The following is a 25,830-nucleotide window of genomic DNA, read 5'->3' as shown; positions in this document are numbered from 1 at the left end:
ACGATGGCTGCCACGGATACGACCGCCGCAAGCGCCATGGATGGCATGTACCGCCACCAGCGCTACATCTACGACCTGACGCGCCGCTATTATCTTCTCGGCCGTGATCAATTGATCAATGAGCTCGATCCGCCGGTACCCGGATCCGTGCTCGAGATCGGCTGCGGAACGGCGCGCAACCTGCTTCGCGCCGCGCACATTTATCCCGCCACCCAATTCTACGGACTCGACGTTTCCGAAGAGATGCTGAAGACCGCGCGCGCCGCCATAGATCGAAGCCACGTTGGCGACGCGATAACGGTCGCGCAAGCCGATGCGACGACATTTTCGCCGGCCGAACTCTTCGGCATTAGAAAGTTCGATCGCATTTTCATTTCTTACGCGTTGTCGATGATCCCGCCTTGGGAGGCGGTAATCGACCGCGCCGTCACGCAGCTCGCGCCGCGTGGAGAGTTGCACATCGTCGACTTCGGTACGATGGCATCAATGCGTCCGCTTCCGCGCCGTGCGATGCGCGCGTGGCTCGCCCGCTTTAGCGTCACGCCGCGGCTCGATCTCGAAAGCACAATCCACGAAACGGCGAAGCGACACGGCAGAACGGCATCATTCAGCCACGGCCGCTTGGACTATTCCGCAATCGCCCGCATCGGCGTCTGCTCTCGCAAACCGCAAACCGCTGAGAGCTAGCTGACGCTCGGTCCGATCAATTCCTTGAGCGCCGCTTGAATGCGACGCCAATCCTCCGCGAGACCCTTATCGCCGCTGAGGGCATAACGGCGCGCCTTTTCCGTGGCGTCCGCAAGCGCCTTGCCGCCCTGCGCTACGTAGAGCTTGCGGGCATGATCATGGACTTCAACCGCATTCATCATGGCTGATCCTCCCAATCTCACCGGCGTCTTTCCCGGTTAGTCTTTGATCGCGACTGCACTCCGTTCTCTGCTCTCAAAATTCGGACTCGCAAAAGCCCGCGTAGTTCCCCAACCCAACCTCGCGTCTAACATCACGCGCCAGACGTCTCGCTTCTGACCTGTCCCCCGCGCAAAAGCCCCGGCTCTCGCGGCCGGGGCTTCCTTCAAGGGAGTGACCCCGAAAGATCCTTTAGCCTGCGCTTGTCTTGGCTCCTTCAGCTGGCGTTGCTGCACCGTTCGCGACGATCGCCGCGACCAGCGCCTTGTCTTCGGCTGGGATTTCAACCGCAGCAGCAGGCGCTTCGGCCGCTTCGGCAGGAGCAGCTTCCGCGACCTCCGCAGCCGCAGCCTCAACCGCAGGCTCCGCGGCTTCCGCTGCCAGAGCTTCCGCAGCCGGCGCTTCTTCCGCAGGAGCCGCCTCTTCCGCGCTCGCAGCTTCGGCAGCCGGAGCTGCTTCAGCGACAGCCTCAGGCTCCGAGGCGGCCTCTGCGGCGACCTCTTCTGCAGCCGCTTCGGCCGGAGCCTCCGCAACTTCCGCGGGAGCCTCCGCCGCGGCCTCAGCAGCCGGAGCTTCTTCAGCAGCAGCCTCGGCCGGTGCTTCAGCCGCCGCTTCCGGCGCAGCCTCGGGAGCCGCCTCGGAAGGAGCCTCAGCAGCAGCCTCTGGTGCCGCTTCCTCCGCCGCCGCGGCTTCCGGTGCCGGAGCGGCCTCGACAGCCTCTGGAGCGGCCTCTACGGCCACTTCAGCGGACGCCTCCGGAGCCACTTCCGCGGCCGGCTCAGCGGCAGCAGCTTCAGTCTCCGAAGTAGTTGATGCGGTAAGAACTTCCGAAAGCTCGCCGATCGCTCGTTCGACGGCTTTCATGGCTCTGAAGTCCGACGACGCCTCAATGCGCGCTCGAACATCGTCGTGTAAGGTCTTGAGCTTGGACAGGATATCGGCCGACATCTATTCTTCCCTTTGTCTTGGAGTTTTGAGAATAAGCATCCCCTTCGCCTGCGCATGACTGTTCATGCGGACGCTCGTCTTCAGCTTGTGCAGTAATGCGCAAGAATAAATGTACAGGAATTCTGTTCAGCGCGAACCGCTGCGACAGTCTGTCAACAGCTATAAATTGCAAAAGTGATCAGGTCTGATTGCGCTCGCTCGCGCACAGCGGAGCCAGCTCCGGCGACGGCACGAAGCCTGAAGCCAACCTCAAACCGAATATCGCCGCTCGGCAGCTGCCTCAGAAACACGCGGCGCCAGCAACTGCGCGACCTGCCCGGCGAGCCATCCTGACTTCGGCACGTCAAGCCCGTTGAAATGGACGAACGTCGATCGCCAAAGGTGGACGGCGACCGTTTCGGGCGCGATGAGCGACTCGATGAAGCCCGGCTCGAAGACGCGGGTAATGGCCGGACCCCTGATCGGGATCGGATAAAAAACCTTCGCCGGAAGCGCGAGGTGGCCGACGCCGCAACGCTCCGCGAAATACGTCAGCGCCGCCGGTCCGTATTTCGGCGCAGGCAGACGAACCCCCATCGCCGAAGCCGCAAGTCCCTTCATGATCCGGCTGCACTTCGTCGTCCACGGCATCCACGGCATCACCAAACGATGCATCGGCCGCTTCCGGCAAAACGCAAGGTAGCGATTGAGAAGCTCGCTGTCCGGCGGCAGCCGAAGAACCGAATTTCCGATCCGTTCATCATTTTGCTCGCCGAAAACATATTCGGATTTTGGAAGCAGCTTGATGAAGATGACGTCGAGATCGGTCCACGTCCCGCATCCTCGCGCGATGGCCTCAAGCCGGAAGAAATCAGAAAAGTGGGCGACGCCGAACTGAAGAACCTCGTCCCTGTCGGCTCGGCTGAGGATCGAGGCGGCATCGCGAACCGGGCACCCGAGTTGGGCGGAGAGCTTCTCACGATCCCCGTAAGTGAAAACCGTTATCTCTTCTCCGATGTTTTTCGCGGAGGCGACGCAGAGGCGTTCCATCCAGCTCACTTCACCCGACCAGAAGGAAAAGAGCATCGAGAAATCTCGCGATTGGTCTGCTCACAGATGATTCAGATTAAGGCCTGCGGCCGGGACGAATAACAAGCCGCGTTTGCATATTTCCGCGGGAATATGTTGGAGCAAAACAGGAAGCTCGCTCGCTTCATACCTGCGTTCGAGGTCTCGAACTCATGTCAGGTTTTCACGAAGCGCGATTTAAGTGTTCACGAATTGCACTGCAGCAATCACATCTTCGCTGATGGGAACGTGAACAGCCGTGAAGCGAACCAACGGTTTAATTTCGCGAACGACGTCCCAAATGGAAAATGCGCAATCAAAAGCGCCTCTTAAGCCAACACTCTAAACTTGGAGACGTCCATGACTTATGCAGCTGATCCCAAATTCATCCTGTCGGCCGCGGCCGCCGCTTTCTTCGCTTTCGCGGCCAACCCAGCGCTTGCGATGACCGATCAGCCGGCGAGCCAGGATGCCACTGCAGAGGTTCCCGCATCCATCATCGCCTTCGATCAAAAACCCAAGGGCGACTCGATCGCCATCAGCTACGTCTATCTGCCTCATAATGGTTATGTCGCGGTCTTTGCCGAGGAAGACGGCAAACGCTCGGACAAAGTCCTTGGCTTCACAGCGCTGGACAAGGGCAGCCATAATAACGTGAGCGTCACGGTCGGCGCTGGCGTCGCGCCGGGCTCGGCGTTGTGGGCGACGCTTTATAAGGATGTCGACGGCGACAAATCGCTAGACACGAAAAAGGATGTCGCGCTCTGGCCGGAAGGCGATCCTCTCCAGAACCGGCTCTTGGTTGAATAACTGACGCACGGCGTCCAACAAAAAAGAAAGCCCCGCAGCGATGCGGGGCTTTCTGATTTCTGACTGCGCTTTGCGGCCGGCTCGACGAAGGAGAGTCGCGAAGCGCGAGGGGCAAAAAACTTCCTTAGAAGTCCATGCCGCCCATGCCGCCCATGCCGCCGCCGGGAGCGCCGTGCGAGTGGCCAGCGTCCTTCTTCGGAACGTCTGCAATCATGGCTTCCGTCGTGATCAACAGACCGGAGACCGAAGCAGCGTCCTGCAGCGCGCAACGCACGACCTTAGTCGGGTCGATGACACCCTGCTTGAAGAGATCGCCGTACTCGTGCGACTGCGCATTGTAGCCGTAAGCGTACGTCGAGTTCTCGAGGATCTTGCCGACGATGACCGAGCCATCTTCACCAGCGTTGGCTGCGATCTGACGAGCCGGAGCCTGCAATGCCTTGCGAACGATGTTGATGCCGACCTTCTGGTCGTCGTTCTCGGGCTTCAGCGAGTCGAGCGCCTTGCCTGCACGGAGCAGAGCGACGCCGCCGCCGGGGACGATGCCTTCTTCAACGGCTGCGCGCGTTGCGTGCAGCGCGTCGTCGACGCGGTCCTTGCGTTCCTTGACTTCGACTTCGGTCGCACCGCCGACCTTGATGACGGCAACGCCGCCAGCAAGCTTGGCGAGACGCTCCTGAAGCTTCTCACGGTCGTAATCCGAGGACGTTTCCTCGATCTGCGCCTTGATCTGCTTCACGCGAGCTTCGATGTCGGCCTTCTTGCCCGAACCATCGACGATCGTGGTGTTTTCCTTGTCGATCGTCACCTTCTTGGCGCGGCCGAGCTGCTGCAGCGTCACGGTCTCAAGCTTGATGCCGAGATCTTCCGAGATAACCGTGCCGCCCGTCAGGACAGCGATGTCCTCGAGCATGGCCTTGCGGCGATCGCCGAAGCCCGGAGCCTTGACGGCAGCAACCTTGAGGCCACCGCGCAGCTTGTTGACGACGAGCGTTGCGAGTGCTTCGCCTTCGACGTCTTCAGCGATGATCAGGAGCGGCTTGCCCGACTGGACGACGGCTTCGAGAACCGGAAGCATCGCCTGCAGACCCGAAAGCTTCTTCTCGTGGATGAGAATGTAGGGATTCTCGAGCTCGGCGATCATCTTGTCGGCGTTGGTGATGAAGTACGGCGAGAGATAGCCGCGATCGAACTGCATGCCTTCGACGACATCGAGTTCGAAATCGAGGGTCTTGGATTCCTCGACCGTGATCACGCCTTCCGAGCCGACCTTGTCCATCGCTTCCGCGATCTTCTTGCCGACGACTTCGTCGCCGTTCGCAGAGATCGTGCCGACCTGAGCGATCTGGTCCTTCGTGACCTTCTTCGAGTTCGTCTTGAGGTCTTCAACGATGGCCTGAACAGCGAGGTCGACGCCGCGCTTCAGATCCATCGGGTTGGCGCCGGCCGCAACCGACTTTGCACCTTCGCGAACGATCGCCTGAGCGAGAACCGTTGCAGTCGTCGTGCCGTCGCCGGCGAGATCCGCCGTCTTGGACGCGACTTCCTTGAGCATCTGGGCGCCCATGTTCTCGAACTTGTCTTCGAGCTCGATCTCCTTCGCGACCGTCACACCGTCCTTGGTGATGCGGGGTGCGCCGAACGACTTCTCGATAACGACGTTACGGCCCTTGGGACCGAGCGTTACCTTGACGGCGTTGGCAAGGATGTCGACGCCGCGAAGCATACGCTCGCGAGCGTCCTGGGAAAACTTGACGTCTTTAGCTGCCATGTCGAGCAACTCCTGAGCTTTGATAGAATCTGGGGGGACAGGTAATTAAGCAGCGGCCTTCGACTTAGCGGGGGCCGAGAGAACGCCGAGAATGTCGCTCTCTTTCATGATCAGCAGGTCTTCGCCGTCGATCTTGACTTCGCTGCCCGACCACTTGCCGAACAGAACACGGTCGCCGACCTTGACGTCGAGGGGGTTGACCTTGCCGGCTTCGTCGCGGGCACCCGGGCCAACGGCGACAACTTCGCCCTGCTGGGGCTTTTCCTTGGCAGTATCGGGGATGATGATCCCGCCGGCAGTCTTCGACTCTTCCTCGATACGTTTCACGACAACACGATCGTGGAGCGGACGGAACGTCATGGGAATAACCTCATGATTTGATGAACAATTCCAAGGCTCAGAACTTGGAGGACCGGATGGTCCGGCGGGAGCGGTTTGTCCGGCCGAAGCGCGACAGATCCTTACAAAGCTCAAGCACGGGAGCTATATGCTGCGCCCTGCTAGCACTGTCAACCGTTGAGTGCTAACAAATTGGCGAATTCGGCGAGACACGCGTTGGTTCTCGCCCAGAGCGTTACTTGAGTTGCACGCACATTAACTGGGTTATCCCGCAGCGATTAATGAAATGGGCGGCAGGCAACATAATCGCGCGGCCCAAGGAATGATAAATTTAAAATGCATACAGATTAGGCGAGGATATCCGCCCCGGATATCCCCGCCTATTGCCAGTATTTCTGCGATTTACCCGACTAATAGTCAGATTGATTAAATCGAAAAATCGGCGAGTTTTGCGCCCTTTCTCAGACGCTCCACTAACCAGTTCGGCTTGCGGCCGCGGCCAGTCCAGGTGTCGAATTTGTTTTCGGGATTTGCATACTTTGCCACCCCGACGGACTTATTCTTTCCGGCTCCGCGGCCCCGGACGCCGCCAAACAATTCCGCAACCGAAAATCCATGCGTTTCGGCCATATCGGCCACTTTTCTTTTCAATTCGGAGCGTTCGCGATCCCGTGCAACGGCGATGGCCTTTTGCACTTTAGATTCAAGATCGACAAGTTCTTTGAGTGAGAGCTTGTCGACATTGAACGCCGCCATCTTCTGTACCTTTCGCATGACAAACGAGACCTCTACTAAATCCTGTGCCGGGTGTAGCCACATTGGGAAGCGATCGCAGCAGAAATCTCTGCGATGTGTCACCTTGTCAACGCACACTCATCAATAGTCGTGAATTTTCGGCAAACACTTATTGACGCGAGGGCTAATAGGTGACGGCTGCCTAAGGGCGCCAAATATATATCTCCGTTGCGCCGCGCTTGATATAAACAAATGAAAGCGGTGACTGTCGTATCGGACAAAAGTATTTGGCCAACCAAATGCCGAGTAAACGTCCGGGTTGAAAAATAGATCCGGAGCTGCGGCCCCGCAATCTCAGATATGCCTTTACCCGCCTTTCCGCGCGCCACAATCGGCATAAGCCGGCCGGCCTACCGGAATTGAGAGCCGCCGCCGTCTTTGCAAATTGGCGTAAAAAACTCAGGGTTTTCCTTTTAGGTGAAATAGTCCGCCCATTTGACCCGTCCTTTCAATGGACAGCGTGCAGACCGGAGCGCGAGGATGGCGCCCGCGCGCTTGTCCGCCATTTTGGAGCGGAGAATGGAGGCGATGCCGCTAAATTCGCCCGGCTTCTTTCTCGTAAGACGCCCCCCAAATCGAATGAATGACCCGCAAATCAAAAAAGCCGCCTCGGCGCATCTCCCTCGCCGGTGACCAGACATCGGTTACCCGGCAGTGCATATTAAAACATTGCTTATTAGGAAATGGCCGTTAGTAGCCGAGCGTCGCCTAGCTGGAACCGCAGCACGACCGGAAGGTTCAGCCCATGTCTTGTGTAAGCGGATTCCAAAAGCTACTTTCCCGCGACTTTCGATCCACCCCCAACTGCAATGAGTGCTCGTCCTATGACGCTGAAACTCCCTGATCTTCCCTACGCCTATGATGCCCTCGCACCGTTCATGTCGGCCGAGACGCTGGAATACCACCACGACAAGCATCACCTGGCGTACGTCGAGAATGGCAACAAGCTCCTCGCTGGCTCCAAGTACGAGGGCCAGTCGCTCGAAGACATCGTAAAGAACGCCTACGCCGATAAGGCCGTCGGGCTCATCAACAACGTCGGCCAGCACTATAACCACCTGCATTTCTGGCAGTGGATGAAGAAGGGCGGCGGCGGCAAGAAATTGCCTGGCAAGATTCAAACGCTCGTCGACGCTTACGGCGGCTTCGACAAGGTTCGCACCGACTTCATCGAAGCCGGCAAGGGCCAGTTCGGCTCCGGCTGGGCTTGGCTCGCGATCAAGGACGGCAAGCTCGAAGTCGTGAAAACCCCGAACGGCGAAAACCCGCTGATGTACGGCTCAAAGCCCATCCTCGGCGTCGACGTCTGGGAACACAGCTATTACATCGACTACCGCAACGCCCGTCCGAAGTACCTCGAAGCCTGGTTCGACAATCTCGTGAACTGGGAGCACGTCGAGGCCCTCGCAGGCTAATTTGGCAGGCTGATCCGACTGGCCAAATAGGCCGGTTAATCTCTTTTGCCGTTTCGCAACGCAGCGTTTCGATAAGCGGGGCGCCGCCATGGTATAAGGCTCGAAAAGCCTGCCATGCGGCGCCCCGATGTCGTCCAAGCGGTTCACGCTCTCCAGCGTCCCGACGTTCAAGGATCTTCCAGCGGAGGCGCTTCGCCGTCTCGAAGATCGCTTGCAGCCGATACACGTCCGCCGCGGCGACGATGTCGTACGGCAAGGCGAGGCGGCTGACGCCCTTTACGTCGTTGTCTCCGGACGCTTCGCCGTCGAAGTCGGCGGCCATTCCGGCACGATCGCCGAGATCTCGCGCGGCTCGACCATCGGCGAGATTGCGTTCTTCGCGGGCGGCACGAGAACCGCCACCGTGAGCGCCATCCGCGATGGCATCGTCGTGCGCCTGACGCGCGCCGACTTCGACGCGATCTCCGAAAATTCGTCCGCCATCTGGGCTGGAATTACAGCGACCCTCGCCGACCGGCTCGCCGCCGAGACGCGTCGCAGCTCAGCGTTGATCAACACGGCCCAAGGAAAACAAGCGCGGCCGAGACCGCGCACGATTGCAATCGTCGGAGCCGCATCGGGGTTCGTCCCGCCAGCCTTCATGTCGGCGTTCGCCAAAGCAGCGACGGCCAGATCAGGCACGCTGATCACTTCGAGCGCGACGATCGCCGATATCGTGAGCAGCGCATCTGCAAGCGACCTCGAATTCACTGAAGCCCTGAACGCGCTCGAGAGCCAGTACGGCACGATTGCATTCATTGCGGACCGAGAACTGACGCCGTGGAGCGAAAAAGCAATTCGCCAGGCCGACGAGGTTCTTCTCGTCGCCTCTCCGCTGGATGAGCCAGTCGGATCGCCGGTGCCCCTTGGTCCGCTCGAAGCCTTTGCGTTGTCGATCCATCCGCCGTCAGCCCGCAGGCTCGTGGTCGTGCATGCCCGCCGCGGCATCGCGCAAGGTACGCGGCACTGGCTCACGCACCGTGAACCGGCGATGCACCACCACGTCGCCCTCGGCGATGCCGACGACATCGCGCGCCTCTGGCGGTTTCTGGCTGGCGAAGCGCTAGGCTTCGTCGCATGCGGAGGCGGCGCTTATTGTTCCGCGCACATCGGCGTATACCGCGCCTTTCGCGAAGCCGGGATCGCATTCGATCTCCTCGGCGGAACATCGGGCGGCGCCGCGATGGCCGCAGCCTTCGCGCAGGACCTTGATCCCGACGCCATCGACGCCCGCGTCCATCGCATGTTCATCGAAGGCCGCGCGATGTCGCGCTATACGCTGCCGAGATACAGCCTGCTCGATCACACCCATTTCGACGCCCACCTCGAGCGGGAATACGGCACCGTTCGCATCGAAGACCTCTGGAAACCGTACTTCGCCGTCTCGGCCGATCTCTCGAACTATGAAACCGAGTTGCACGTAAGCGGGCATTTATGGCGGGCCATCCGCGCCAGCGCCGCGATACCCGGGCTCCTCCCGCCTTTCTATACCGATGATGGACGGATGCTGGTCGACGGCTCGGTCATTTCGAACGTGCCGGTCGAGACAATGCACAGCCTGAAGCGCGGACCGAACGTCGTCGTCAGCTTTCAAGCCGGTGAAGGCGAAAAATTCACTGTCGACTATTCGACTTTGCCGAGGCGGCGTGAACTCATCTGGCGCGCGCTCAATCCTTTTGCGAGCGACGCCCTCCCGGCAGCGCCCTCCGCAGCAACAGTGCTGGTGCGCAGCCTGATGGCCAACCGCGGACATTTCGAGCGCCATCTCGACGCCGGCGACTGGCTTGTCGTGCCGCCAACACCCGCCGAGATGGGCGCCCTCGACTGGCGACGGCACAGTGAGATCATGGATGCGGCGTACCACCACACCCGCGCGGAAATCGATCGGCGCGGACACACCGATTGGGTGCGAAAATTCTGAATTCGCCCGCTGAATGATATTTGAACACTCAAAACATCAGAAAAACACCATTTTATCATCGCCCTGAGCCTTCTCCGACATTGCCGCAGCCTTGAGCGTGCCGTAAACAAAAAGCGGTATGCGGGGTTGGATTAGTTCGGGGGTTTGTGAGCGTGGTGGGGCCTAGGCTTCATGTCGGGCTAATATTGATCGCAGCGCTCGCCGTCTCGGGCTGTGCGGCGACGATCCAGCGTAACGGCATCACCAGCGCCAAATTGGCTGAATCTGCCGAAATTCCCGGCATGCCCGGCGTTCGCTTCTGGGCCGACGAAGTTCCACGCAATCCCCTCGTTGAAATCCGCCGCCGCACCGCGCACATGCCACCGATCGGGCAGACCGCCAAAACGCGCAACGGCCGAAAGATGATCGATACGCTCGCGCTCTCGGGCGGCGGATCGGACGGTGCATTCGGCGCCGGCGTCCTCGCAGGCTGGACGAAACGGGGCGACCGTCCGGAGTTCCAGGTCGTAACCGGCGTCAGCGCCGGCGCCATCATCGCGCCGTTCGCCTTCCTCGGACCATCGGAAGACGAAAAGCTGCGCGTGATCTGGACCCAGTACAAGCAGGACCAGGTCGTCACGCCGGAAATCTTGTCCGGGCTCTTCGGTGGGCCGGCGCTCGCGAGCACCGCGCCGCTTCAGGATCTGATAGCTCAATACATAGACCGGCAATTTCTCGATCGGGTTGCGGCCCAGTACAAGCGCGGCCGCGTTCTCTTGGTGCTGACAACCAATCTCGACGCCCAGCGCCCCGTCGTCTGGAACATGGGAGAGATCGCTCTCAACCGAAGCCCTGAGGCCACGGAGCTTTTCCGCAGGGTCATTCTCGCGTCCTCCGCAATTCCGGCCGCATTCCCGCCTGTCAAAATCGAAGTTGAAGCAGGCGGCAAGAGCTACGACGAACTGCACGTCGACGGCGGAACGACGCGTGAGGTTTTTGTCAGCCCCGTCGAAGCGCCGCTCGCGGCATTCGACTCGCTCTATTCAACGCCGCCGATCCGCCGTTACTTCATCATCAAGAATGGCAAGGCGACACCCGTGCAGGAAGTCGTGAAGCCGACCACGTTGCAAATTGCGGCACGATCGATTTCCACCCTGATCAAAAGCCAGAACCAAGGCGAGCTTTATAAGATCTATCGGGTCGCGCACGATGGCGGGGCCGATTTCAATTTCATGGCGGTGCCGCCGTCGTTCGATTTACAGACGAAAGAAATCTATGATCCGCATTACCAGGCTGCCCTTTATGCGGAAGGTGTCGCCGAAGGGCGCAGGAACATCTGGCTCAAGTCGCCGCCGGGACAAGCTCCGGTCGCGCCTGTCGCGCCGCCCGTGAACGAATTGTCATCCTCCGTCGCCCCAGCTCGCAACGGTTGAAGGACGAGCGCCACAACCGCCCACTATCAAAAATAATGGCGCCGGAAGTGATCCCGGCGCCCGATAATGAAGTTCACGAGCTAAGTGCTCGATCAGAACCAGCGCGGTTGCCACCAGTGCAACAGAGCCGTCACTGTGGTCGGCGAAACTATGTAAGCGACGCCGATGGCGATCGCGACCACGACCAACAAAATGATCAGGGTCGTACTCAGCGGCGTGCGATAGCTGAGCCCCGTACCCGGAATGCCGAGCGTAACCTGCTCACCCTTCTTGCCGACGTTGAGCGTCGCGCCATTGCCTCCAAGGCTGCCGCTGACGCCCGTCTTGCTGAGATTGATCCGAACGCCGGGCAGAATGCTGATTGTCTTACGAAAGCGGAAGTAACCCATCTCGTTCTCCTAGCGGCGGCAATTGCCGCGCGATTCTCTCCGAAAAGCTAATGGTTTTAACCGCTACTTTCAACGGATCGCAGCGGCTGTCCCGTGCTCATCCCTTGCCGCGAAGAATGTTCGAGAATGACGAAAGCCTCTGCTTCAGCTGTCCGACGACGGTATTTCGCGACTGCAGGCGTTCGTGCGCCGATTCGCGGTCGAGTTCCTTGTCGTATTTCCGCAGGCTATTGCTATCCGCCGCAATGATGTCCTTGCGCTCATCCGCCGTCAGCGGCCCCACGCGCGACATAGGCGGCCGGATGAGCGTCCGCTCCACCATCGACGGCTCGCCTTTGCCGTGCAGAAGCGACACCAGCGCCTCGCCAACCTTCAGCTCCTGAATGGCCCGCTCGGTGTCGATCTCAGGATTGGGACGGAACGTCTGCGCCGCCGCACGGATCGCTTTCTGCTCCTTCGGCGTGAAGGCGCGCAGTGCGTGCTGAATACGATTGCCGAGCTGCGCCGAAACGCGATCCGGCACATCGCCCGGACTTTGCGTCACATAATAGACGCCGACGCCTTTCGAACGGATGAGTCGCGTGACGCGCTCGATCTGCTCAAGCACGGCTTTCGGCGCATCGTTGAAAAGAAGATGTGCCTCGTCGAACAGAAACACGAGCTTCGGCTTATCGAGATCGCCGACCTCGGGAAGCTTCTCGAACAGCTCCGTCAAGAGCCACAGCAGGAACGTCGCGTAGAGACGCGGCGTGTTCATCAGCTTCTCGGCGGCAAGTACGTTGACCACACCGCGGCCGTCCGGCTTGACCTCGAGGAAATCCATGATGTCGAGCGCAGGCTCGCCGAAGAATTGAGCGGCGCCCTGCTCCTCGAGAACCAAGAGGCGGCGCTGAATGACGCCGACGGTTGCGGGCGCGACGTGTCCGTACTTGCTTCTGAGTGTCGAAGCCTTCTGGCCCATTTCGTCGATGACCGATCTGAGATCCCTGAGATCAAGGATCGTCATCTTGTCGTCGCCGGCCGCGCGCTGATCTTCCGCCCAGCGAAACGCGATGTTCAGTACGCCCTCTTGCGGTTCGGTCAGCTCCATGAGGCGCGAAAGAAGAAGCGGTCCCATTTCCTGCACGGTCGCGCGCACGGGATGTCCGTCTTTCCCGAAGATGTCCCAGAAGACGGTTGGAAAGAACGTATTGCCGTATCGAGTCAGGCCGATCTCCTGAGCCCGCTCGACGAGCTTCGGCGACGGTTTGCCCGTCGCGGCGATGCCGGAAAGGTCACCCTTGATGTCTGCCGCGAAAACCGGAACACCGGCAGCGGAGAACCCTTCCGCCAACACCTGCAGTGTCACCGTTTTGCCGGTGCCCGTTGCGCCCGTGATGAGACCATGACGATTGGCGAGAGCGAGCTCGATGCACTCGGGCTTCAAATCGGGGCCCGCTTTGCTGACGCCGATGAGGATCAGCCCATCCTGCACATAATCGCGAGGATCGGCGACGGGCTCGCCAGACCCCTCTGCGCCGTGCGTACCAGTCATTTCGCCTCCAGCTATCTACGAACTCGACTCATTGGCCGAAGCTCCTGCCGGTGATGCCATGCGTCGCCGCTCTAAGCAAACCGGCCGCCAGGACGTGCCGAGCGCGGCAATTCGGCCGGTCGCCGAGATTTATTTCACACTCGCACCCGGCTCCTGAGCGGGTATATCGGAAAGCGGGCGTGCCGGTAACGCCCCTCGCCTGTGGGAGCCAAGTTGTATGACAACCCGGACTAACGAATTGCACCTTTCTGGGGATTTCCCCGCCGCCAACACCGAGCAGTGGCGCGCGCTGGTCGATAAGGCCCTGAAGGGAGCCGATTTCGAAAAAAGGCTGGTCACCCGCACCGCCGACGGCATCAAGATTAATCCGCTTTATACCCGCGGCGACGCCCTGCAGGCGACGGTCAACCAACTACCGGGAGCCGCCCCCTTCACGCGCGGGACGCAAGCCGTCCGCGAAGGCCTCGGCTGGGATATCCGCACGTTCCACATCGAGAGCGATCCGAAGGCATTGAACGCCGCAATCCTCGACGATCTCCAGGGCGGCGTGACGTCGATCGGCATCCAGGTCGGCGGAAACGGCTTGGCCCCAACGAAAGAGGCGTTCGCTACGGCCCTGAAGGACGTCCTTCTCGACGTCTGCCCGATCGTCCTCGTCGCCCAGGAAAACTCTTTCGACGCCGCCCTGGCGCTCAATGCCGAATGGGACGCGCGCGGCATCAAGGCTGGCGATCGGCAAGGCTCGTTCGGCGCCGACCCACTCGGCACGCTCGCCATGTCCGGACGCCTGTCCGAGCCGGTTGAAACGGCATTGGCTCGCGCCGTCGCGCTGATGAATGCGACCGAGGCAAACCCGCGCGTGCAAGTCATGACGGCCGACGGCGTCGTCGCGCATGTCGCAGGTGCGAGCGAAGCGCAGGAACTGGCCTTCATGCTGTCCGCCCTCGTTGCCTATCTGCGAGCGGCCGAGCAAGGAGGCATTCCCCCAGAAAAGGCGCTGCCGAAAATCAATGTCTCGCTCGCAGCCGACGTCGACGAATTCGCGACGATTGCGAAGCTGCGCGCGGCACGCCGCCTGATCTGGCGCGTCGCCGATGCGTCGGGCGCTGGCGATGTCGCCTCAGCCGTGAAGCTCAATTGCCCGACGTCCTATCGCATCATGGCGAAGCGTGATCCTTGGACCAACATCCTGCGCACGACCATCGCCTGCGCCGGTGCGGCACTCGGCGGTGCGGACGCAATCGTCGTTCTCCCCTTCACATTCGCCCTCGGCAAGCCCGACGCATTTGCGCAGCGCGTCGCCCGCAACATTCAAATCGTCTGCCAGGAAGAGAGCAATCTCGGCCGCGTCAACGATCCGGCTGGCGGTTCCTGGTACGTCGAAAATCTGACCGACGACATGGCCAGGAAGGCCTGGGAGATCTTCCAGGATATCGAAGCACGCGGCGGTCTCCTCGCCGGGCTCACGTCAGGCTATATCCAGGAAATCATCGCCAAGACCGCCGAAACGCGAGCCAAGTCGATCGCCACGATCCGGCAGGAGCTGACAGGCGTCAACGCCTTCCCATTGCTTGGCGATGACGGCGTCCACGCCGAGCCTTGGACAGCGCCGTCACCGCCCGCCGGCAAAGCGGCGATCGAAGTGACGCCGCTTCGGCCTCACCGTCTCGGCGAAGCGTTCGAAGCTTTACGCGACGCCGCCGATGCGCATGGCGGCTTCAAGGTCTTTCTCGCCAGCATGGGTGAGATCGTCGATCACAACGTCCGCACGACTTGGGTGAAGAATTACCTGGCGGCAGGCGGCATCGCGGCACTCATCAGCGACGGGTACAAGACGCCGGAAGATGCGGCCGCCGCATTCCGTGAATCCGGCGCCGATGCCGCGTGCATCTGCTCGTCCGACAGCGTCAACGCCGCGCTCGCCGGACCGGCAGCGCAAGCGTTGAAAGCCGCGGGCGCCAAGCTCGTCTTGATGGCGGGACGGCCGGGCGAACAGGAAGCCGCACTCAAATCGGCGGGCGTCGACCAGTTCCTGTTCGCAGGAGCCGACGCCGTGGCGACCCTCAAGGGCCTGCAGGAAAAGCTTAGCTAGATCGCGCGACGGGGCCCGTGCAGAAACGATCTGGACCAGCAGATAACGGCACGCGCAGCCGCAGAGCATTGCGACTACGCAGATATCGATATGTCGGATTCACGCGCCGAGTGTGGCACCGGCGCGCCGTGTTTCTTTTGGGCGCGATATTCGTCGGCCTTGCCGCCGTGGGCTTCGCCGAACTCGCCGATAAGGCTCAAGCGCTCTATGGCTACATACTGACTGAATGGCGCTGGCTGCCGTTCGTGATGACGCCGTTTGGCTTCATGGCGCTCGCCTATGTCACGGGGCGCTGGTTTCCGGCAGCGGCCGGTAGCGGCATTCCACAAGTCATCGCCGCCCGCGCAAGTCGAGATCCAGCCCACCGTCAACGCCTTCTCGGTCTGCAGACGACGCTCGCAAAAATCGTCATGACGGCTCTCGCGCTGGTCGTCGGCGCCTCCGTCGGTCGTGAGGGCCCAACGGTCCAAGTCGGCGCTTCCGTGATGTTCGCCGTTGCGAGCTTTGCCGGCATCGGACGCCACAACGGCCTTGTGCTCGCGGGCTCTGCTGCAGGCATCGCGGCGGCATTCAATGCACCAATCGCCGGCGTCCTCTTTGCGATAGAGGAACTAGCCAAATCGTTCGCAGGCCGCATCAACGACATTGTGATCGCATCGGTAGCAATCGCCGGCGGGGTTAGCTGGTTGATCTTGGGAAACTATGCCTATTTCGGCGAAGTCTCGGCACAGATGATCAATGCCGTTGACTGGGCTGCGGTCCCGATCTGCGCGGCCCTCGGCGGAATCATGGGCGGTCTCTTTTCGCTTTCGCTCCTGACCATCACCCGCAGGCCGCCGGAAGTCATAGCAGCACTCCGCCGGAACCGGACAGCATTCGCCGGTTTCTGCGGGCTCATCGTTGCGGTCCTCAGTGTTGCGACAGCCGGTTACGCCTCGGGAAACGGCTACGGCCAAACCCGGGCTGGCCTGCTACTGGGAGAACACCTGCCGTTCTGGTACGGCCCTTCAAAACTCGTGACGACCATGCTGTCGTCGGCAAGCGGCATTCCGGGAGGATTGTTCTCACCCTCGCTCGCGGTTGGCTCGGGGCTTGGGTCTATGCTGACCCCTATCGTCACATTCGTCGATCCCCGCGCTCTCATGCTGCTAATGACTGTTGGCTACTTCGCGGCCGTAGTCCAATCACCGCTGACCGCCGTAGTCATCGTGATGGAGATGACCAGCGATCGCAACATGGTCATCCCGCTGCTGGCGACCGCTGTGCTGGCCGCAGGCGTATCGCGCTTGATCAGCCGCGAACCTCTCTATCACGCTCTGTCACATGCCTTCGCACATCGACCGGACGAAGCGAAAGCATCGCCTCCGCAGCCAGGCTAACTCAGCACCCGCAGAACGGCCCGAAACATTTCCGTTCGCCCTTCGCGCAGGTCGAGATCAACGGCTCCATCGACTGGCCGGGAATTCCGATTTGGAATTGTTCCTTCTCGACCTTGCCGTGATAGGCACCATCCGGCGCGTTCGCCGAATTGACCATCGGAGGCATCGCAGTCGTTGCCAAGCGCCGGTTCGTAACCTTGTCGGCGCGCTTTTTCTTTGATTGCTTCGCTGAGGACGGGAACAGCGCCGCAGCGTCATCCGGTTCGGTCATGCCGAGGCCCATAGCGGGGCGGAAGCGCTTCTCCGGATTCGGGCGGCTGGCAGCCGAAGGCTTGCTCTCGCTCGCAGTCGTCTCGGTCTGCTGATGTTCCGCCTCCGCGGCTGGCACTTCGGCGGCTGGCGCTTCGAAGGCTTCCGGAACGACGGTGACGACCTTCACCGGATCGGCGAGAGGTTCTGCCGGTCTTTCAACCGGATCGGAAACCGGAGCCGCAAGGCTCCGCGCGCTTTCGATGATCGCTGGCGTTTGCCGGACCTGATGCAGGTCGACGTGCTGGACCTCGGAAGCCAATGCAAATTTGGCGCTCAACGCTTCGGCTGCAGCACGATCCGACAGGCGGTTCGCCTCAGCAAACTGCTCGGTGGCGAGCACGAATTGGCTGAAGTTCAAGATCGGCACGAACTCCGGAACCGTCACCGCTTCTTGCGCTGTCTGTTGAATTCCGTCGGCCGCATCTGCGTTGGTCACGGGGCCAAATTTTGTCGGAGCGGAAAACGACGACGCAAAGATCGCGCCTCCGACGACGATGAAAGTCCTGAATTTCACGACGCATACCCCACGCGATACATGGGAGCACTCGTCGACTCCGGCCCGCACCGGTGCCGCGGCACCCTTTTACAAAAAGCGAAACAGGCTGGAAGCTCGCTTCCATAACCCCCCATTCCCCAAAGACAATTGAACTTGCAACCAAGGCAGGACAATGGCCGCGCCACTTGCTCTGTTTGAGAGCAACGCGCTTGCCGTCGAAGCCGCAGCGGACAAAAAAATGCCGGCTCCGATGAAGAGCCGGCAAAGTCGCACCGGAGAAGAAGCAAGAAGAGGAGCAAGAGAAGAAGCAAGCACGCGGAGAAGCTTGGAGCGCGACGAACCCGTTATTCGCGAGCCGATGTCGCGAGAACGGCCATGATGCCGAGCATGGGAATGGAGGCGAGCACCGACATGGTGGCAATCGCATATTCGTTGCCGCCTTCGGTCAACGGCGAGAGAAGCGCCTGCGCGTCAGGAAGGGCGGCGACCACGACAGTCGCGACCGTTGTGACTGCTGCGGCGGCGGATGCAATGACGATACCCGACATGATTCTGATCTCCTCTCATGGACCGGTTGGGGTCTGATGAGAGGAAGAATGCGCGAAGCTCGCGGCCGTCGCTGTTCCGCCCGGAACACCTATCGAGCGACACCTCAGGTGACGCGGAACGCCGGGAATTACTTGTCGATCTTTTCGATCTTCGCCGCCATGTCGGGCACGACCGTCATGCGGTAGGCCCCGTTCTCGCACGTGAGGATCCACACTTCCTCATTGGGCCGCGAAGCCGAGTCGTTCTTTTCGGCGCCCTGCGGCTTGTCGCAAGCAAAACCTTGAGTGCGAACCTGAGCGGCGAGATCGCTGGCGGCCGGGCCCGCCGCTGACGCATTCGTTGCGCCGACGCCGACAACAAATAACAAAGCCGCTGCGAAATTGGGTAATTGAGCCATGGAATCCGCTCCGAGCAAGAGTGCCGTATTCTACGGCGAAGCGCTCCGGCAGAATGGCGCCACGCGAATTCGAGGTAAATAATCTACTTAGCTATTCCGAATTTACCACCGTATTCGGCCGGTTGAGCCAGGCAACAAGCGTGTATGAAATCAACATCAACAGAAACCACGATCCGAGCTTGCCGATCCCGACGAGTTCCCACCCATGCCGCTGGTGGGGGTAGGCCCAGGCTGCCGTGAACGTCCCGATATTCTCCGCGAACCAGATGAAAACCGCGACGAGAAAAAGCCCCACCAGCAGCGGCATGTGCCGATGAACCTTCCAGATCTTGTAGTAGACCGTGCACGGCCCGATGAGCACGATTGCCGCCGCAAAAAGAATGGGCCGCGCATCCCACACGTAATGGTGTCCGAAGAAGTTCGCATAGATCGCCACGCTCAAGATGCCGAGCGCCCAAACCGGCGGATGCCGCGTAAAACGAAAATCGAAAAGACGCCAGCAGCGCGCAATATATGAACCGATCGCGGCATACATGAATCCGGTGAATAGCGGAACGCCCCCAATGCGAAGAATACTGGGCTCCGGATAAAGCCACGACCCGACCGACGTCTTGAAGATCTCCATCACCGTGCCGACGACATGGAAGACGCAAATGACCTTCACCTCGTCGATCGTTTCGAGCTTGAAAACGACCATCAGAATTTGAATCAGCACGGCCGCGATGACGAGGAAATCGTAGCGGGCGAGTTCCGCACCCTTCGGATAGAAAAAATGCGTGGCGATCAGAAGCGTCAGCATCAACGCGCCGAACAGGCAGGCCCACGCCTGCTTGACGCCAAATCGAACGAACTCGTAGGCGAAGTGAGCTGCCGGACCTCTCGCCTCGGCGGCCTCTCCAAGCTCGGCTTCCCAATCGATGAAGCGCGCCAAGGGCGCCCAGAGCCGGGCCGCACTTGTCTTGAGCGTCCTGTCGGAGACCTTGCGTTGCATATCTGACCTTGGAAGAGACGGCAGGGCGGGTTTGGACATCATGCCGACGTTTGTGGCATTCTCGTTTCCGAAAGCGGCCCGCAGAAAGGTCTTCGGATCAACGCCGCGAGTCCTCAATCCGGCCACCGGCATACACCATCGGCTAACGCTGACGGGAACCACCCAGGATGTCGTCATGGCCGCGTTGAATTACACTTGGCGGGAGCCAGGAACCCCCGCCGTGGCCCTCGGAGACTGCCGGCCTACTGATCTTTGGGTTCCATGAAACGGATGCGGTTATTGAATGGATCGGTGACATGGAGCTCCAGCCGTGTCCCCTCGTCCTCAAGACCCGGTTTCATGTAGCGATAGTTTTTGGCTGAGAGTTCCTTGTGCAGGGCACGGATGCCCTTCATGTACACGCACATATTGCTGCCCGGCGTCGCATCTCCCGCGTGCTCGGAGAGATGCAGCCTCAGCCCGCCACGCGAGACCTGCATATAGAGCGGGAAATTGTCGCCGTAGCGGTGCTCCCAATCGACGGTGAAGCCGAGAAAGCCGATATAGAATTCGTGCGCCTTCGCGACATCGAAGATGCGCACGATGGGCACGGCCTGGTCGAAAGATATCGCCCCGTCATCCTGAGCGGCTCGCGCACTTTTGATTTTCGCCGACAGGATGTTCCAGTTTTCCAGCCCGAACTGACGAGCGACCACCTCAAGCGCCTCGCTGTGAGTGATCGTCACGTTGCGGTCGGCAAGCGTCTCCTGCATGGCTTTCGCCATGGCCTTAGCGTCGCGGTAATCTCGCATTTCCGTTTCCTTCGTCGCTGCGAAGTCTTCGTTAGCGCCCGCATTACCAACGCCTTTGTCCGACGGTTGAAACGGTCAGGAAGGATGAAATGGGAGGCGTTCGCCATGCCCCCTTTCGGGGGTGCGAGCTGCTGGCCGCCTCCGGCCATACCCACAAGGTTACGGATTTGAGCCGCCTTTGCCAGCCAAATATCTTTGCGCCCGCCCGTCAGGGTAAAGGATTGACCACGTAGGGTAGCCGGGCCCACCAAAACCCGGTGCTTACACCCGCGAAGCGGCGTCGCACGCCTCAAGGAATGTTGTCCCCGCCCCCGGTTTTCGCGTACCGTCCCGCCAGAATTCAAACTTTGGTCCGGAACACCCCTACCCGATGTCCTCGATCCCGAATTTCGCACAGGTACCCCTCGACCCTCCCGCCACTGGTAAACCGGCCGCGAAAGCCGCCGCCCCGGAGGCGCCCGTCTGGGAAACGCCCGAAGGGATCCCGGTGAAGCCGGTCTTCACCGATGCCGACACCGCCGGTCTGGACTTCATTGATGGCCTGCCGGGCATCGCGCCGTACGTCCGCGGCCCCTATCCGGCGATGTATGCGCTACAGCCCTGGACCATCCGCCAGTACGCCGGCTTCTCGACCGCTGAGGATTCGAACGCCTTCTATCGCCGCAACATCGCGGCGGGCCAGAAGGGCCTCTCCATCGCGTTCGATCTCGCGACCCATCGTGGCTACGATTCCGATCACCCGCGCGTCAAAGGCGACGTCGGCATGGCGGGCGTGGCGATCGACTCGATTTACGACATGCGCGTTCTCTTCGACGGCATTCCGCTGCAGGACATGACCGTCTCGATGACGATGAACGGCGCCGTGCTTCCGGTCCTCGCGCTCTTCATCGTCGCGGGCGAGGAACAGGGTGTCCCGCCGCAAAAGCTCGCCGGAACCATTCAGAATGACATTCTGAAAGAGTTCATGGTGCGCAATACCTACATCTACCCGCCAGCGCCCTCGATGCGCATCGTCTCGGACATCTTCGCCTACACCAGCGCGAACATGCCGAAGTTCAATTCGATCTCGATTTCCGGCTATCACATGCAGGAAGCGGGCGCGACGGCGGACCTCGAACTCGGCTACACGATCGCCGACGGCATCGAATACGCACGCGCAGGCGTCGCCGCCGGTCTCGATATCGACGCCTTCGCGCCGCGCCTCTCGTTCTTCTGGGCGATCGGCATGAACTACTTCATGGAGATCGCCAAGATGCGCGCCGCGCGTCTGCTCTGGGCGAAGCTGATCAAGGACGAATTCAATCCGAAGGACGCGCGCTCCCTGTCGCTGCGCACGCATTCGCAAACGTCCGGATGGTCGCTGACCGCACAGGACATCTTCAACAACGCGACGCGCACGTGCCTCGAGGCGATGGCCGCAACGCAAGGCCACACACAGTCGCTGCATACGAACGGTCTCGATGAAGCAATCGCGTTGCCGACCGACTTCTCCGCCCGCATTGCCCGCAACACACAGCTGCTGTTGCAGCAGGAAAGCGGCACCACCCGCACCATCGACCCATGGGGCGGCAGCCACTACGTCGAACGGTTAACGTACGAGCTTGCCAAGAAAGCCCTCGTCCACATCCAGGAAATCGAAGAGCAGGGCGGCATGGCGAAGGCGATTGCCGCAGGCATCCCGAAGCTCCGCATCGAAGAAGCCGCCGCCCGCACGCAGGCCCGCATCGACAGCGGCCGTCAGACGATCACCGGCATCAACAAGTACAAAATCCAGGGCGACCGCGAGGTCAACTTCCTCAAGGTCGACAACCGCGCCGTGCGCGAAGCCCAGCTTGCGAAACTCGACCGCCTGCGCAGCGAACGTAACGAAGCCGAAGTCGAAACAGCCCTAAACGCGTTGACGGAAGGCGCGAAGGGCAATGCCAATCTGCTCGACCTCGCTGTGCAAGCAGCGCGCAAGAAGGCAACCGTCGGCGAAATCTCCTACGCGCTCGAAAAGGTCTTCACCCGCCACAAGGCCGAAATCCGCGCCATCAGCGGCGTCTATAAGAAGGAAGCGGCGATGAACCCGAGCGTTGATCGCGTCAAGAAGCTGGTCGAAGCCTTCGATAAGAACGACGGCCGCCGGCCCCGCATTCTGATAGCGAAGCTCGGCCAGGACGGTCACGACCGCGGCCAGAAGGTCATCGCATCCGCGTTCGCCGATTTGGGCTTCGACGTCGACATCGGACCGCTGTTCGCAACAGCCGACGAAGCGGCTCGCCAGGCCGTCGAAAACGACGTGCACGTCGTCGGCGTGTCGTCGCTGACCGCTGGACACTTGACGCTCGTGCCTGAGCTGAAGGCGGCGCTCGACAAGGAAGGCCGCGGCGATATCATGATCGTCGTCGGTGGCGTCATCCCGCCGTCCGACTACGACGAGCTGTTCCGCTCCGGCGCAAAGGCCGTGTTCGGCCCCGGCACCAACATTCCGGAAGCCGCCGCCGACCTCGTCGAAAAGCTCAACGCTCAGCTCGGCTACGTCGATAAGCAGGCGGCGGAGTAATCGCCTGCATTTCGGTTTCGTGAAAGGTAGGGTCCATGGCCTTCGACCAAATCAAGCTGGAAATCTTGCAGCTGCTGACCGACATGCAGAACCAGCCCGAGGACAAGCACGAGATTTATTTGTCCGTGAAGGAAAAGCTGAACCAAATGAAGGCAACCGGCATGCCCTTGCCGGATGATCTCGTGAAGCTTGAACACGAGCTCGAGGAAGAATTCGCCAGCGACCAGCGAGGCGGGCAATAAGCAGCCGAGCCGGTAGCGAAGTTCGGTTCAGGCGAGGCTCACGGTGCTCGTCCGTTCGCAAACGACGAGCACCGGCCCAAATCGCCCTTACTCCCCATCCCCTTCTTCGCTCATGAACTTTTCGCTCGCAGTGAAGAGGCCCATCTGGGGATTTTCGGCGCAGTAGGTCGCCATCTTGGTGACGCTCTCCCCGAACTTGTCCATGTCGATGACCGTGCTCTTGGCGACGCTCGCGTGATAACCAGCGAGCCACATCAAAATCTGCCCGAGGCCGTCGGTCTCGTCGTCCTTCGTCGTATTGACGGCTTCGCACTTCAGGATCGCGAGGTCGATGGCTTTGGGCGTCTGGTCCTCGGCGTTCTCACCCATGAATTTCTCGGAAGCCGACATGACGCCGACGGTCGGATTCTTTCCGCAGAACTCCGTCGTAGCGGCGAATTCCTTCGACAGGTTGTCGAAATCGACGACCGTGCCCTGCTCGGCGGTCGCCTGATAGCCAGCCATCCAATAGAGAACGACGGTCGCGCCATACACCGAACTTTTTTCGGACGACGCGGCAGTTTCAATGAGGTCATGACAGGTAAGCGTCGACGCGTCGATCATATCGGCCGAAGCGGAATTGGGGGACGTTGCGAGCAACAGCGCAGCTGTAACCGCGCTCAAAAGAGTGCGCATCATGGAGTAAGCTCCGAATATGACGATGTGAGATGGACGACGAGGCATGGTCGCTGAAGGTTTGCCTCGCGCTACGGAACGGACCCGCGTTTGCGGCATGTCCCCGAGTGCGAATCAGCGATGAGATCAAAATACAACAAAATGCATGCGCAGCGCGTGTGAGAAATGCACCGCTCGAACGCTATCTGGGTCAAAAAGCGAGACAGTCAGTCGACAGACGAACGGCGCGCAAACCTCGCGCGCCGCTATTGCTTGATATCTTTTCGGCTTAGCGCTTGCTGAGGTTGAAAACAGCCGTGCCCGCTTCGCCCGAAAGCCGTACGTACCCGCTGCGGCCGTTGACGGTGATACGGATCTGGCCGCCGGTATTGTACTGCTGATTGTAGAAGCTTCCGACGTAGCTATTTGCGCCAACCCTGTTCAGCTCGGCAGACTGGTCGACCCTGGCTGAGGCGGTGGCGCAGGAAGCCGACATGATGTAGCTCGTCGCGCCGGTCTTTGCGAAGTGCGCCCGGCACCTCGCGCCTTCCTTGTTGCCGGACGAAAAGCTGATCGAGCCGTTCCCGGACCATGTCCCCACGAGCGTCGCAGATTCCGCTGCGTGCGCAGCACCGAAGCCCGCAAAACTCATGCCCAGGGCTGCCGCCAGCGTTACGCCTATCGCCGATGCACGGTGTGTATTCCAAAGTTCGCTCTGGACCATATTTTACTCCATTGAGATCGGCGGCTGATCTTCATAAAGCTCCACGATCCGTTTTGTGGCCTGGGGGACGTAGGTATCGTGTCGAATTTCGTCAATCAGTCGGAAACTGGAAACCACGAGTTTCGTGACGACGGACTGTCCGGCTATATGACGCATAAAAATCGCCTTCGGGACGCCGCAATTCCGGAACCTCGCATGCTCACCGTGACGGTCCTACGACGACCGGCGGAATATCCGGTTGTCATTCCGTTTGCGATGGTTGCGAGCTTCTTACCCGCCAAACTTGCCGTTTATGAAAAAGCATGCTCAGCAAAGTGACGATGAAGACCCTACCCGAATCGTTCCGTCCTTTCGATGCCCGCATGCTCAGCGTCGGCGACGGCCATTGGATTTATGTTGAGGAAGTCGGAACGAAGGGCGGCCGCCCTATTGTTTTCCTTCACGGCGGTCCCGGAAGCGGCTCCCAGGCCCTTCATCGAACGCTGTTCGACCCCGCGCGCGATCACGTCTTCCTCATCGATCAGCGCGGCGCGGGCCGCAGCCACCCGTACCTTTCATGCAAAGCCAATACGACGCCGGATCTGATCGCCGACCTCGAAGTGGTTCGCGAACACTTCGCCATTGCGAAGTGGATGCTCGTCGGCGGCTCCTGGGGTTCGACCTTGGCCATCGCTTACGCCGAGCGCCATCCCGAGCGCGTATCCAGCCTCGTTCTGCGTGCGCTCTTTCTTGGCACGGACGAAGAGGTTCGCTGGGCCTTCGTCGATGGACCCAAAATCTTCCGGCCCGAAATGTTCGAGGCCTTTTGCAATCGCCTTCCGCCGGATGAGCGGCGAGATCCCCTGTCAGCCTATGTCAAACGCCTCACCGATCCGGACCGGGCCATACAGACACCATCCGCACACGTCTGGTTTGCCTACGAACGCGCCCTTTCCGAACTCGCCCCGAAACACGCCGTCCTGCCCGACAACGTTCCGGGCGACGCCCGCTTGCCGCCGACGTCGATCATCGAAGCCCACTACATAAAAAACAGCTTCTTCCTCGAACCGGGAGAGCTTCTATCGAATGCGCACCGCCTTGCAGGCATCCCTGGCACCATCATCCAAGGCCGCTACGACCTTCTGTGCCCACCGAAAAACGCCTACGCGTTGGCCGCTGCCTGGCCGGGGGTACGGCTGGAAATCATCGACCATGCCGGACATTCGATGACCGAGCCGGGCGTCATGGATGCCATGCGCCGGGCGATTAACGATTGAGACGCTTAATGGCGGAGCGACTCGCGCGCCCTCCCCAGAAGTCCGCAAACGGGCGCTAACCTTCCGCGGCAGAGGC

26 protein-coding genes are annotated in these 25,830 nt (G+C 60.6%); 11 read left to right on the top strand and 15 right to left on the bottom strand.

Going from position 1 to position 25,830, the window contains the following annotated elements; translation table 11 throughout:
* Nucleotides 1-3 precede the first annotated feature (3 nt).
* Nucleotides 4-687 carry a class I SAM-dependent methyltransferase gene (locus K2Q04_RS03990; RefSeq protein WP_291159542.1) on the top strand — a complete coding sequence of 228 codons (684 nt, stop codon included), beginning with the start codon at nt 4-6 and terminating at the stop codon, nt 685-687.
* Here the strand turns inward: K2Q04_RS03990 and K2Q04_RS03985 are convergent.
* The 3 genes from K2Q04_RS03985 to K2Q04_RS03975 form a co-directional block, all read right to left on the bottom strand.
* Nucleotides 684-869 carry a hypothetical protein gene (locus K2Q04_RS03985; RefSeq protein ID WP_291159539.1) on the bottom strand — a complete coding sequence of 62 codons (186 nt, stop codon included), beginning with the start codon at nt 867-869 and terminating at the stop codon, nt 684-686. The genes K2Q04_RS03990 and K2Q04_RS03985 overlap by 4 nt on opposite strands.
* Nucleotides 870-1,098: 229 nt before the next feature.
* Complete coding sequence (locus tag K2Q04_RS03980; protein WP_291159538.1) at nt 1,099-1,854, bottom strand: hypothetical protein; 756 nt, start codon at nt 1,852-1,854, stop codon at nt 1,099-1,101.
* Between the two features lie 249 nt (nt 1,855-2,103).
* Nucleotides 2,104-2,919, bottom strand: coding sequence for a hypothetical protein (locus tag K2Q04_RS03975; protein WP_291159536.1), 816 nt, complete (start codon nt 2,917-2,919; stop codon nt 2,104-2,106).
* 342 nt (nt 2,920-3,261) lie between these two features.
* Between K2Q04_RS03975 and K2Q04_RS03970 the strand changes: the two genes are divergently transcribed.
* Nucleotides 3,262-3,711 (top strand): hypothetical protein, encoded by a 450-nt coding sequence (locus K2Q04_RS03970; RefSeq protein ID WP_291159534.1) that lies wholly within the window; start codon nt 3,262-3,264, stop codon nt 3,709-3,711.
* 124 nt (nt 3,712-3,835) lie between these two features.
* Here K2Q04_RS03970 and groL read toward each other — a convergent pair whose 3' ends face one another.
* The 3 genes from groL to K2Q04_RS03955 all read right to left on the bottom strand — a co-directional run bounded on the left by groL (nt 3,836) and on the right by K2Q04_RS03955 (nt 6,640).
* Nucleotides 3,836-5,482 carry a chaperonin GroEL gene (gene groL / locus K2Q04_RS03965; RefSeq protein WP_291159532.1) on the bottom strand — a complete coding sequence of 549 codons (1,647 nt, stop codon included), beginning with the start codon at nt 5,480-5,482 and terminating at the stop codon, nt 3,836-3,838.
* Nucleotides 5,483-5,527: 45 nt separating this feature from the next.
* A complete protein-coding gene (groES, locus tag K2Q04_RS03960) occupies nt 5,528-5,842 on the bottom strand; it encodes a co-chaperone GroES (protein WP_045836945.1) in 315 nt (104 codons plus the stop codon).
* Nucleotides 5,843-6,247: 405 nt separating this feature from the next.
* Nucleotides 6,248-6,640, bottom strand: a complete 393-nt coding sequence (locus K2Q04_RS03955; RefSeq protein WP_291159529.1) for an H-NS histone family protein — start codon at nt 6,638-6,640, stop codon at nt 6,248-6,250.
* An 800-nt stretch (nt 6,641-7,440) separates the two neighbouring features.
* Here K2Q04_RS03955 and K2Q04_RS03950 point away from each other — a divergent pair.
* The 3 genes from K2Q04_RS03950 to K2Q04_RS03940 all read left to right on the top strand — a co-directional run bounded on the left by K2Q04_RS03950 (nt 7,441) and on the right by K2Q04_RS03940 (nt 11,403).
* Nucleotides 7,441-8,031: a superoxide dismutase gene (locus tag K2Q04_RS03950; protein ID WP_092864317.1), complete on the top strand. Its 591-nt coding sequence runs from the start codon at nt 7,441-7,443 to the stop codon at nt 8,029-8,031.
* A 127-nt stretch (nt 8,032-8,158) separates the two neighbouring features.
* On the top strand, nt 8,159-9,991 hold the full coding sequence (locus tag K2Q04_RS03945) for a cyclic nucleotide-binding and patatin-like phospholipase domain-containing protein (protein WP_291159524.1): 1,833 nt from the start codon (nt 8,159-8,161) through the stop codon (nt 9,989-9,991).
* Nucleotides 9,992-10,176: 185 nt separating this feature from the next.
* On the top strand, nt 10,177-11,403 hold the full coding sequence (locus tag K2Q04_RS03940; RefSeq protein ID WP_291159521.1) for a patatin-like phospholipase family protein: 1,227 nt from the start codon (nt 10,177-10,179) through the stop codon (nt 11,401-11,403).
* A gap of 92 nt (nt 11,404-11,495) precedes the next feature.
* On the opposite strand, the gene K2Q04_RS03935 is transcribed toward K2Q04_RS03940, so the two are convergent.
* Nucleotides 11,496-11,792, bottom strand: coding sequence for a DUF4236 domain-containing protein (locus tag K2Q04_RS03935; RefSeq protein WP_291159518.1), 297 nt, complete (start codon nt 11,790-11,792; stop codon nt 11,496-11,498).
* 97 nt (nt 11,793-11,889) lie between these two features.
* The gene (locus tag K2Q04_RS03930) at nt 11,890-13,326 is read right to left on the bottom strand and encodes a helicase HerA-like domain-containing protein (RefSeq protein ID WP_291159515.1); all 1,437 of its coding nucleotides are present in this window, start codon (nt 13,324-13,326) and stop codon (nt 11,890-11,892) included.
* Between the two features lie 217 nt (nt 13,327-13,543).
* Between K2Q04_RS03930 and K2Q04_RS03925 the strand changes: the two genes are divergently transcribed.
* On the top strand, nt 13,544-15,418 hold the full coding sequence (locus K2Q04_RS03925) for a methylmalonyl-CoA mutase family protein (protein WP_291159512.1): 1,875 nt from the start codon (nt 13,544-13,546) through the stop codon (nt 15,416-15,418).
* 110 nt (nt 15,419-15,528) lie between these two features.
* Nucleotides 15,529-16,797 (top strand): chloride channel protein, encoded by a 1,269-nt coding sequence (locus K2Q04_RS03920; RefSeq protein ID WP_291159509.1) that lies wholly within the window; start codon nt 15,529-15,531, stop codon nt 16,795-16,797.
* Nucleotide 16,798: 1 nt separating this feature from the next.
* Here the strand turns inward: K2Q04_RS03920 and K2Q04_RS03915 are convergent, their stop codons facing one another.
* From K2Q04_RS03915 to K2Q04_RS03895, 5 genes are all read right to left on the bottom strand, one after another.
* Complete coding sequence (locus K2Q04_RS03915; RefSeq protein ID WP_291159505.1) at nt 16,799-17,623, bottom strand: hypothetical protein; 825 nt, start codon at nt 17,621-17,623, stop codon at nt 16,799-16,801.
* A gap of 326 nt (nt 17,624-17,949) precedes the next feature.
* A complete protein-coding gene (locus K2Q04_RS03910) occupies nt 17,950-18,153 on the bottom strand; it encodes a hypothetical protein (RefSeq protein WP_291159502.1) in 204 nt (67 codons plus the stop codon).
* A gap of 128 nt (nt 18,154-18,281) precedes the next feature.
* Nucleotides 18,282-18,551 (bottom strand): hypothetical protein, encoded by a 270-nt coding sequence (locus tag K2Q04_RS03905; protein WP_291159499.1) that lies wholly within the window; start codon nt 18,549-18,551, stop codon nt 18,282-18,284.
* Nucleotides 18,552-18,642: 91 nt separating this feature from the next.
* Nucleotides 18,643-19,542, bottom strand: a complete 900-nt coding sequence (locus tag K2Q04_RS03900) for a DUF817 domain-containing protein (protein ID WP_291159495.1) — start codon at nt 19,540-19,542, stop codon at nt 18,643-18,645.
* A gap of 242 nt (nt 19,543-19,784) precedes the next feature.
* A complete protein-coding gene (locus K2Q04_RS03895; RefSeq protein ID WP_291159493.1) occupies nt 19,785-20,333 on the bottom strand; it encodes a glyoxalase superfamily protein in 549 nt (182 codons plus the stop codon).
* Between the two features lie 370 nt (nt 20,334-20,703).
* On the opposite strand from K2Q04_RS03895, the gene scpA reads away from it, so the two are divergent.
* Both scpA and K2Q04_RS03885 read left to right on the top strand, forming a co-directional pair.
* Nucleotides 20,704-22,878, top strand: coding sequence for a methylmalonyl-CoA mutase (gene scpA, locus K2Q04_RS03890; RefSeq protein ID WP_291159491.1), 2,175 nt, complete (start codon nt 20,704-20,706; stop codon nt 22,876-22,878).
* Nucleotides 22,879-22,913: 35 nt separating this feature from the next.
* The gene (locus K2Q04_RS03885) at nt 22,914-23,120 is read left to right on the top strand and encodes a hypothetical protein (RefSeq protein ID WP_291159488.1); all 207 of its coding nucleotides are present in this window, start codon (nt 22,914-22,916) and stop codon (nt 23,118-23,120) included.
* An 87-nt stretch (nt 23,121-23,207) separates the two neighbouring features.
* On the opposite strand, the gene K2Q04_RS03880 is transcribed toward K2Q04_RS03885, so the two are convergent.
* Nucleotides 23,208-23,798, bottom strand: coding sequence for an HdeA/HdeB family chaperone (locus K2Q04_RS03880; protein ID WP_291159486.1), 591 nt, complete (start codon nt 23,796-23,798; stop codon nt 23,208-23,210).
* A gap of 265 nt (nt 23,799-24,063) precedes the next feature.
* Entirely contained in the window at nt 24,064-24,498 is a 435-nt protein-coding gene (locus tag K2Q04_RS03875; protein WP_291159484.1) for a hypothetical protein, read from the bottom strand.
* Nucleotides 24,499-24,576: 78 nt separating this feature from the next.
* Between K2Q04_RS03875 and K2Q04_RS03870 the strand changes: the two genes are divergently transcribed.
* Nucleotides 24,577-24,816, top strand: coding sequence for a hypothetical protein (locus K2Q04_RS03870; RefSeq protein WP_291159481.1), 240 nt, complete (start codon nt 24,577-24,579; stop codon nt 24,814-24,816).
* Nucleotides 24,801-25,754, top strand: a complete 954-nt coding sequence (pip, locus tag K2Q04_RS03865) for a prolyl aminopeptidase (RefSeq protein WP_291159478.1) — start codon at nt 24,801-24,803, stop codon at nt 25,752-25,754. Before K2Q04_RS03870 ends, pip begins: the two co-directional genes overlap by 16 nt.
* The last annotated feature ends 76 nt before the right edge of the window (nt 25,755-25,830 follow it).

Source organism: Hyphomicrobium sp., from assembly GCF_019753045.1.
Taxonomy (GTDB): Bacteria; Pseudomonadota; Alphaproteobacteria; order Rhizobiales; family Hyphomicrobiaceae; genus Hyphomicrobium_B.
Note: the sequence above shows the minus strand (reverse complement) of the source record. Positions and strands in the feature narration are given on the sequence as shown.

What these genes read in the sequence shown, in the direction of transcription:
- K2Q04_RS03990 (WP_291159542.1), top strand. Translation starts at nt 4, where the DNA reads ATGGCTGCCACGGATACGACCGCCGCAAGCGCCATGGATGGCATGTAC.
- K2Q04_RS03985 (WP_291159539.1), bottom strand. Translation starts at nt 869, where the DNA reads ATGATGAATGCGGTTGAAGTCCATGATCATGCCCGCAAGCTCTACGTA.
- K2Q04_RS03980 (WP_291159538.1), bottom strand. Translation starts at nt 1,854, where the DNA reads ATGTCGGCCGATATCCTGTCCAAGCTCAAGACCTTACACGACGATGTT.
- K2Q04_RS03975 (WP_291159536.1), bottom strand. Translation starts at nt 2,919, where the DNA reads ATGCTCTTTTCCTTCTGGTCGGGTGAAGTGAGCTGGATGGAACGCCTC.
- K2Q04_RS03970 (WP_291159534.1), top strand. Translation starts at nt 3,262, where the DNA reads ATGACTTATGCAGCTGATCCCAAATTCATCCTGTCGGCCGCGGCCGCC.
- groL (WP_291159532.1), bottom strand. Translation starts at nt 5,482, where the DNA reads ATGGCAGCTAAAGACGTCAAGTTTTCCCAGGACGCTCGCGAGCGTATG.
- groES (WP_045836945.1), bottom strand. Translation starts at nt 5,842, where the DNA reads ATGACGTTCCGTCCGCTCCACGATCGTGTTGTCGTGAAACGTATCGAG.
- K2Q04_RS03955 (WP_291159529.1), bottom strand. Translation starts at nt 6,640, where the DNA reads ATGTGGCTACACCCGGCACAGGATTTAGTAGAGGTCTCGTTTGTCATG.
- K2Q04_RS03950 (WP_092864317.1), top strand. Translation starts at nt 7,441, where the DNA reads ATGACGCTGAAACTCCCTGATCTTCCCTACGCCTATGATGCCCTCGCA.
- K2Q04_RS03945 (WP_291159524.1), top strand. Translation starts at nt 8,159, where the DNA reads ATGTCGTCCAAGCGGTTCACGCTCTCCAGCGTCCCGACGTTCAAGGAT.
- K2Q04_RS03935 (WP_291159518.1), bottom strand. Translation starts at nt 11,792, where the DNA reads ATGGGTTACTTCCGCTTTCGTAAGACAATCAGCATTCTGCCCGGCGTT.
- K2Q04_RS03930 (WP_291159515.1), bottom strand. Translation starts at nt 13,326, where the DNA reads ATGACTGGTACGCACGGCGCAGAGGGGTCTGGCGAGCCCGTCGCCGAT.
- K2Q04_RS03925 (WP_291159512.1), top strand. Translation starts at nt 13,544, where the DNA reads ATGACAACCCGGACTAACGAATTGCACCTTTCTGGGGATTTCCCCGCC.
- K2Q04_RS03910 (WP_291159502.1), bottom strand. Translation starts at nt 18,153, where the DNA reads ATGTCGGGTATCGTCATTGCATCCGCCGCCGCAGCAGTCACAACGGTC.
- K2Q04_RS03905 (WP_291159499.1), bottom strand. Translation starts at nt 18,551, where the DNA reads ATGGCTCAATTACCCAATTTCGCAGCGGCTTTGTTATTTGTTGTCGGC.
- K2Q04_RS03900 (WP_291159495.1), bottom strand. Translation starts at nt 19,542, where the DNA reads ATGCAACGCAAGGTCTCCGACAGGACGCTCAAGACAAGTGCGGCCCGG.
- K2Q04_RS03895 (WP_291159493.1), bottom strand. Translation starts at nt 20,333, where the DNA reads ATGCGAGATTACCGCGACGCTAAGGCCATGGCGAAAGCCATGCAGGAG.
- scpA (WP_291159491.1), top strand. Translation starts at nt 20,704, where the DNA reads ATGTCCTCGATCCCGAATTTCGCACAGGTACCCCTCGACCCTCCCGCC.
- K2Q04_RS03885 (WP_291159488.1), top strand. Translation starts at nt 22,914, where the DNA reads ATGGCCTTCGACCAAATCAAGCTGGAAATCTTGCAGCTGCTGACCGAC.
- K2Q04_RS03880 (WP_291159486.1), bottom strand. Translation starts at nt 23,798, where the DNA reads ATGATGCGCACTCTTTTGAGCGCGGTTACAGCTGCGCTGTTGCTCGCA.
- K2Q04_RS03875 (WP_291159484.1), bottom strand. Translation starts at nt 24,498, where the DNA reads ATGGTCCAGAGCGAACTTTGGAATACACACCGTGCATCGGCGATAGGC.
- pip (WP_291159478.1), top strand. Translation starts at nt 24,801, where the DNA reads ATGCTCAGCAAAGTGACGATGAAGACCCTACCCGAATCGTTCCGTCCT.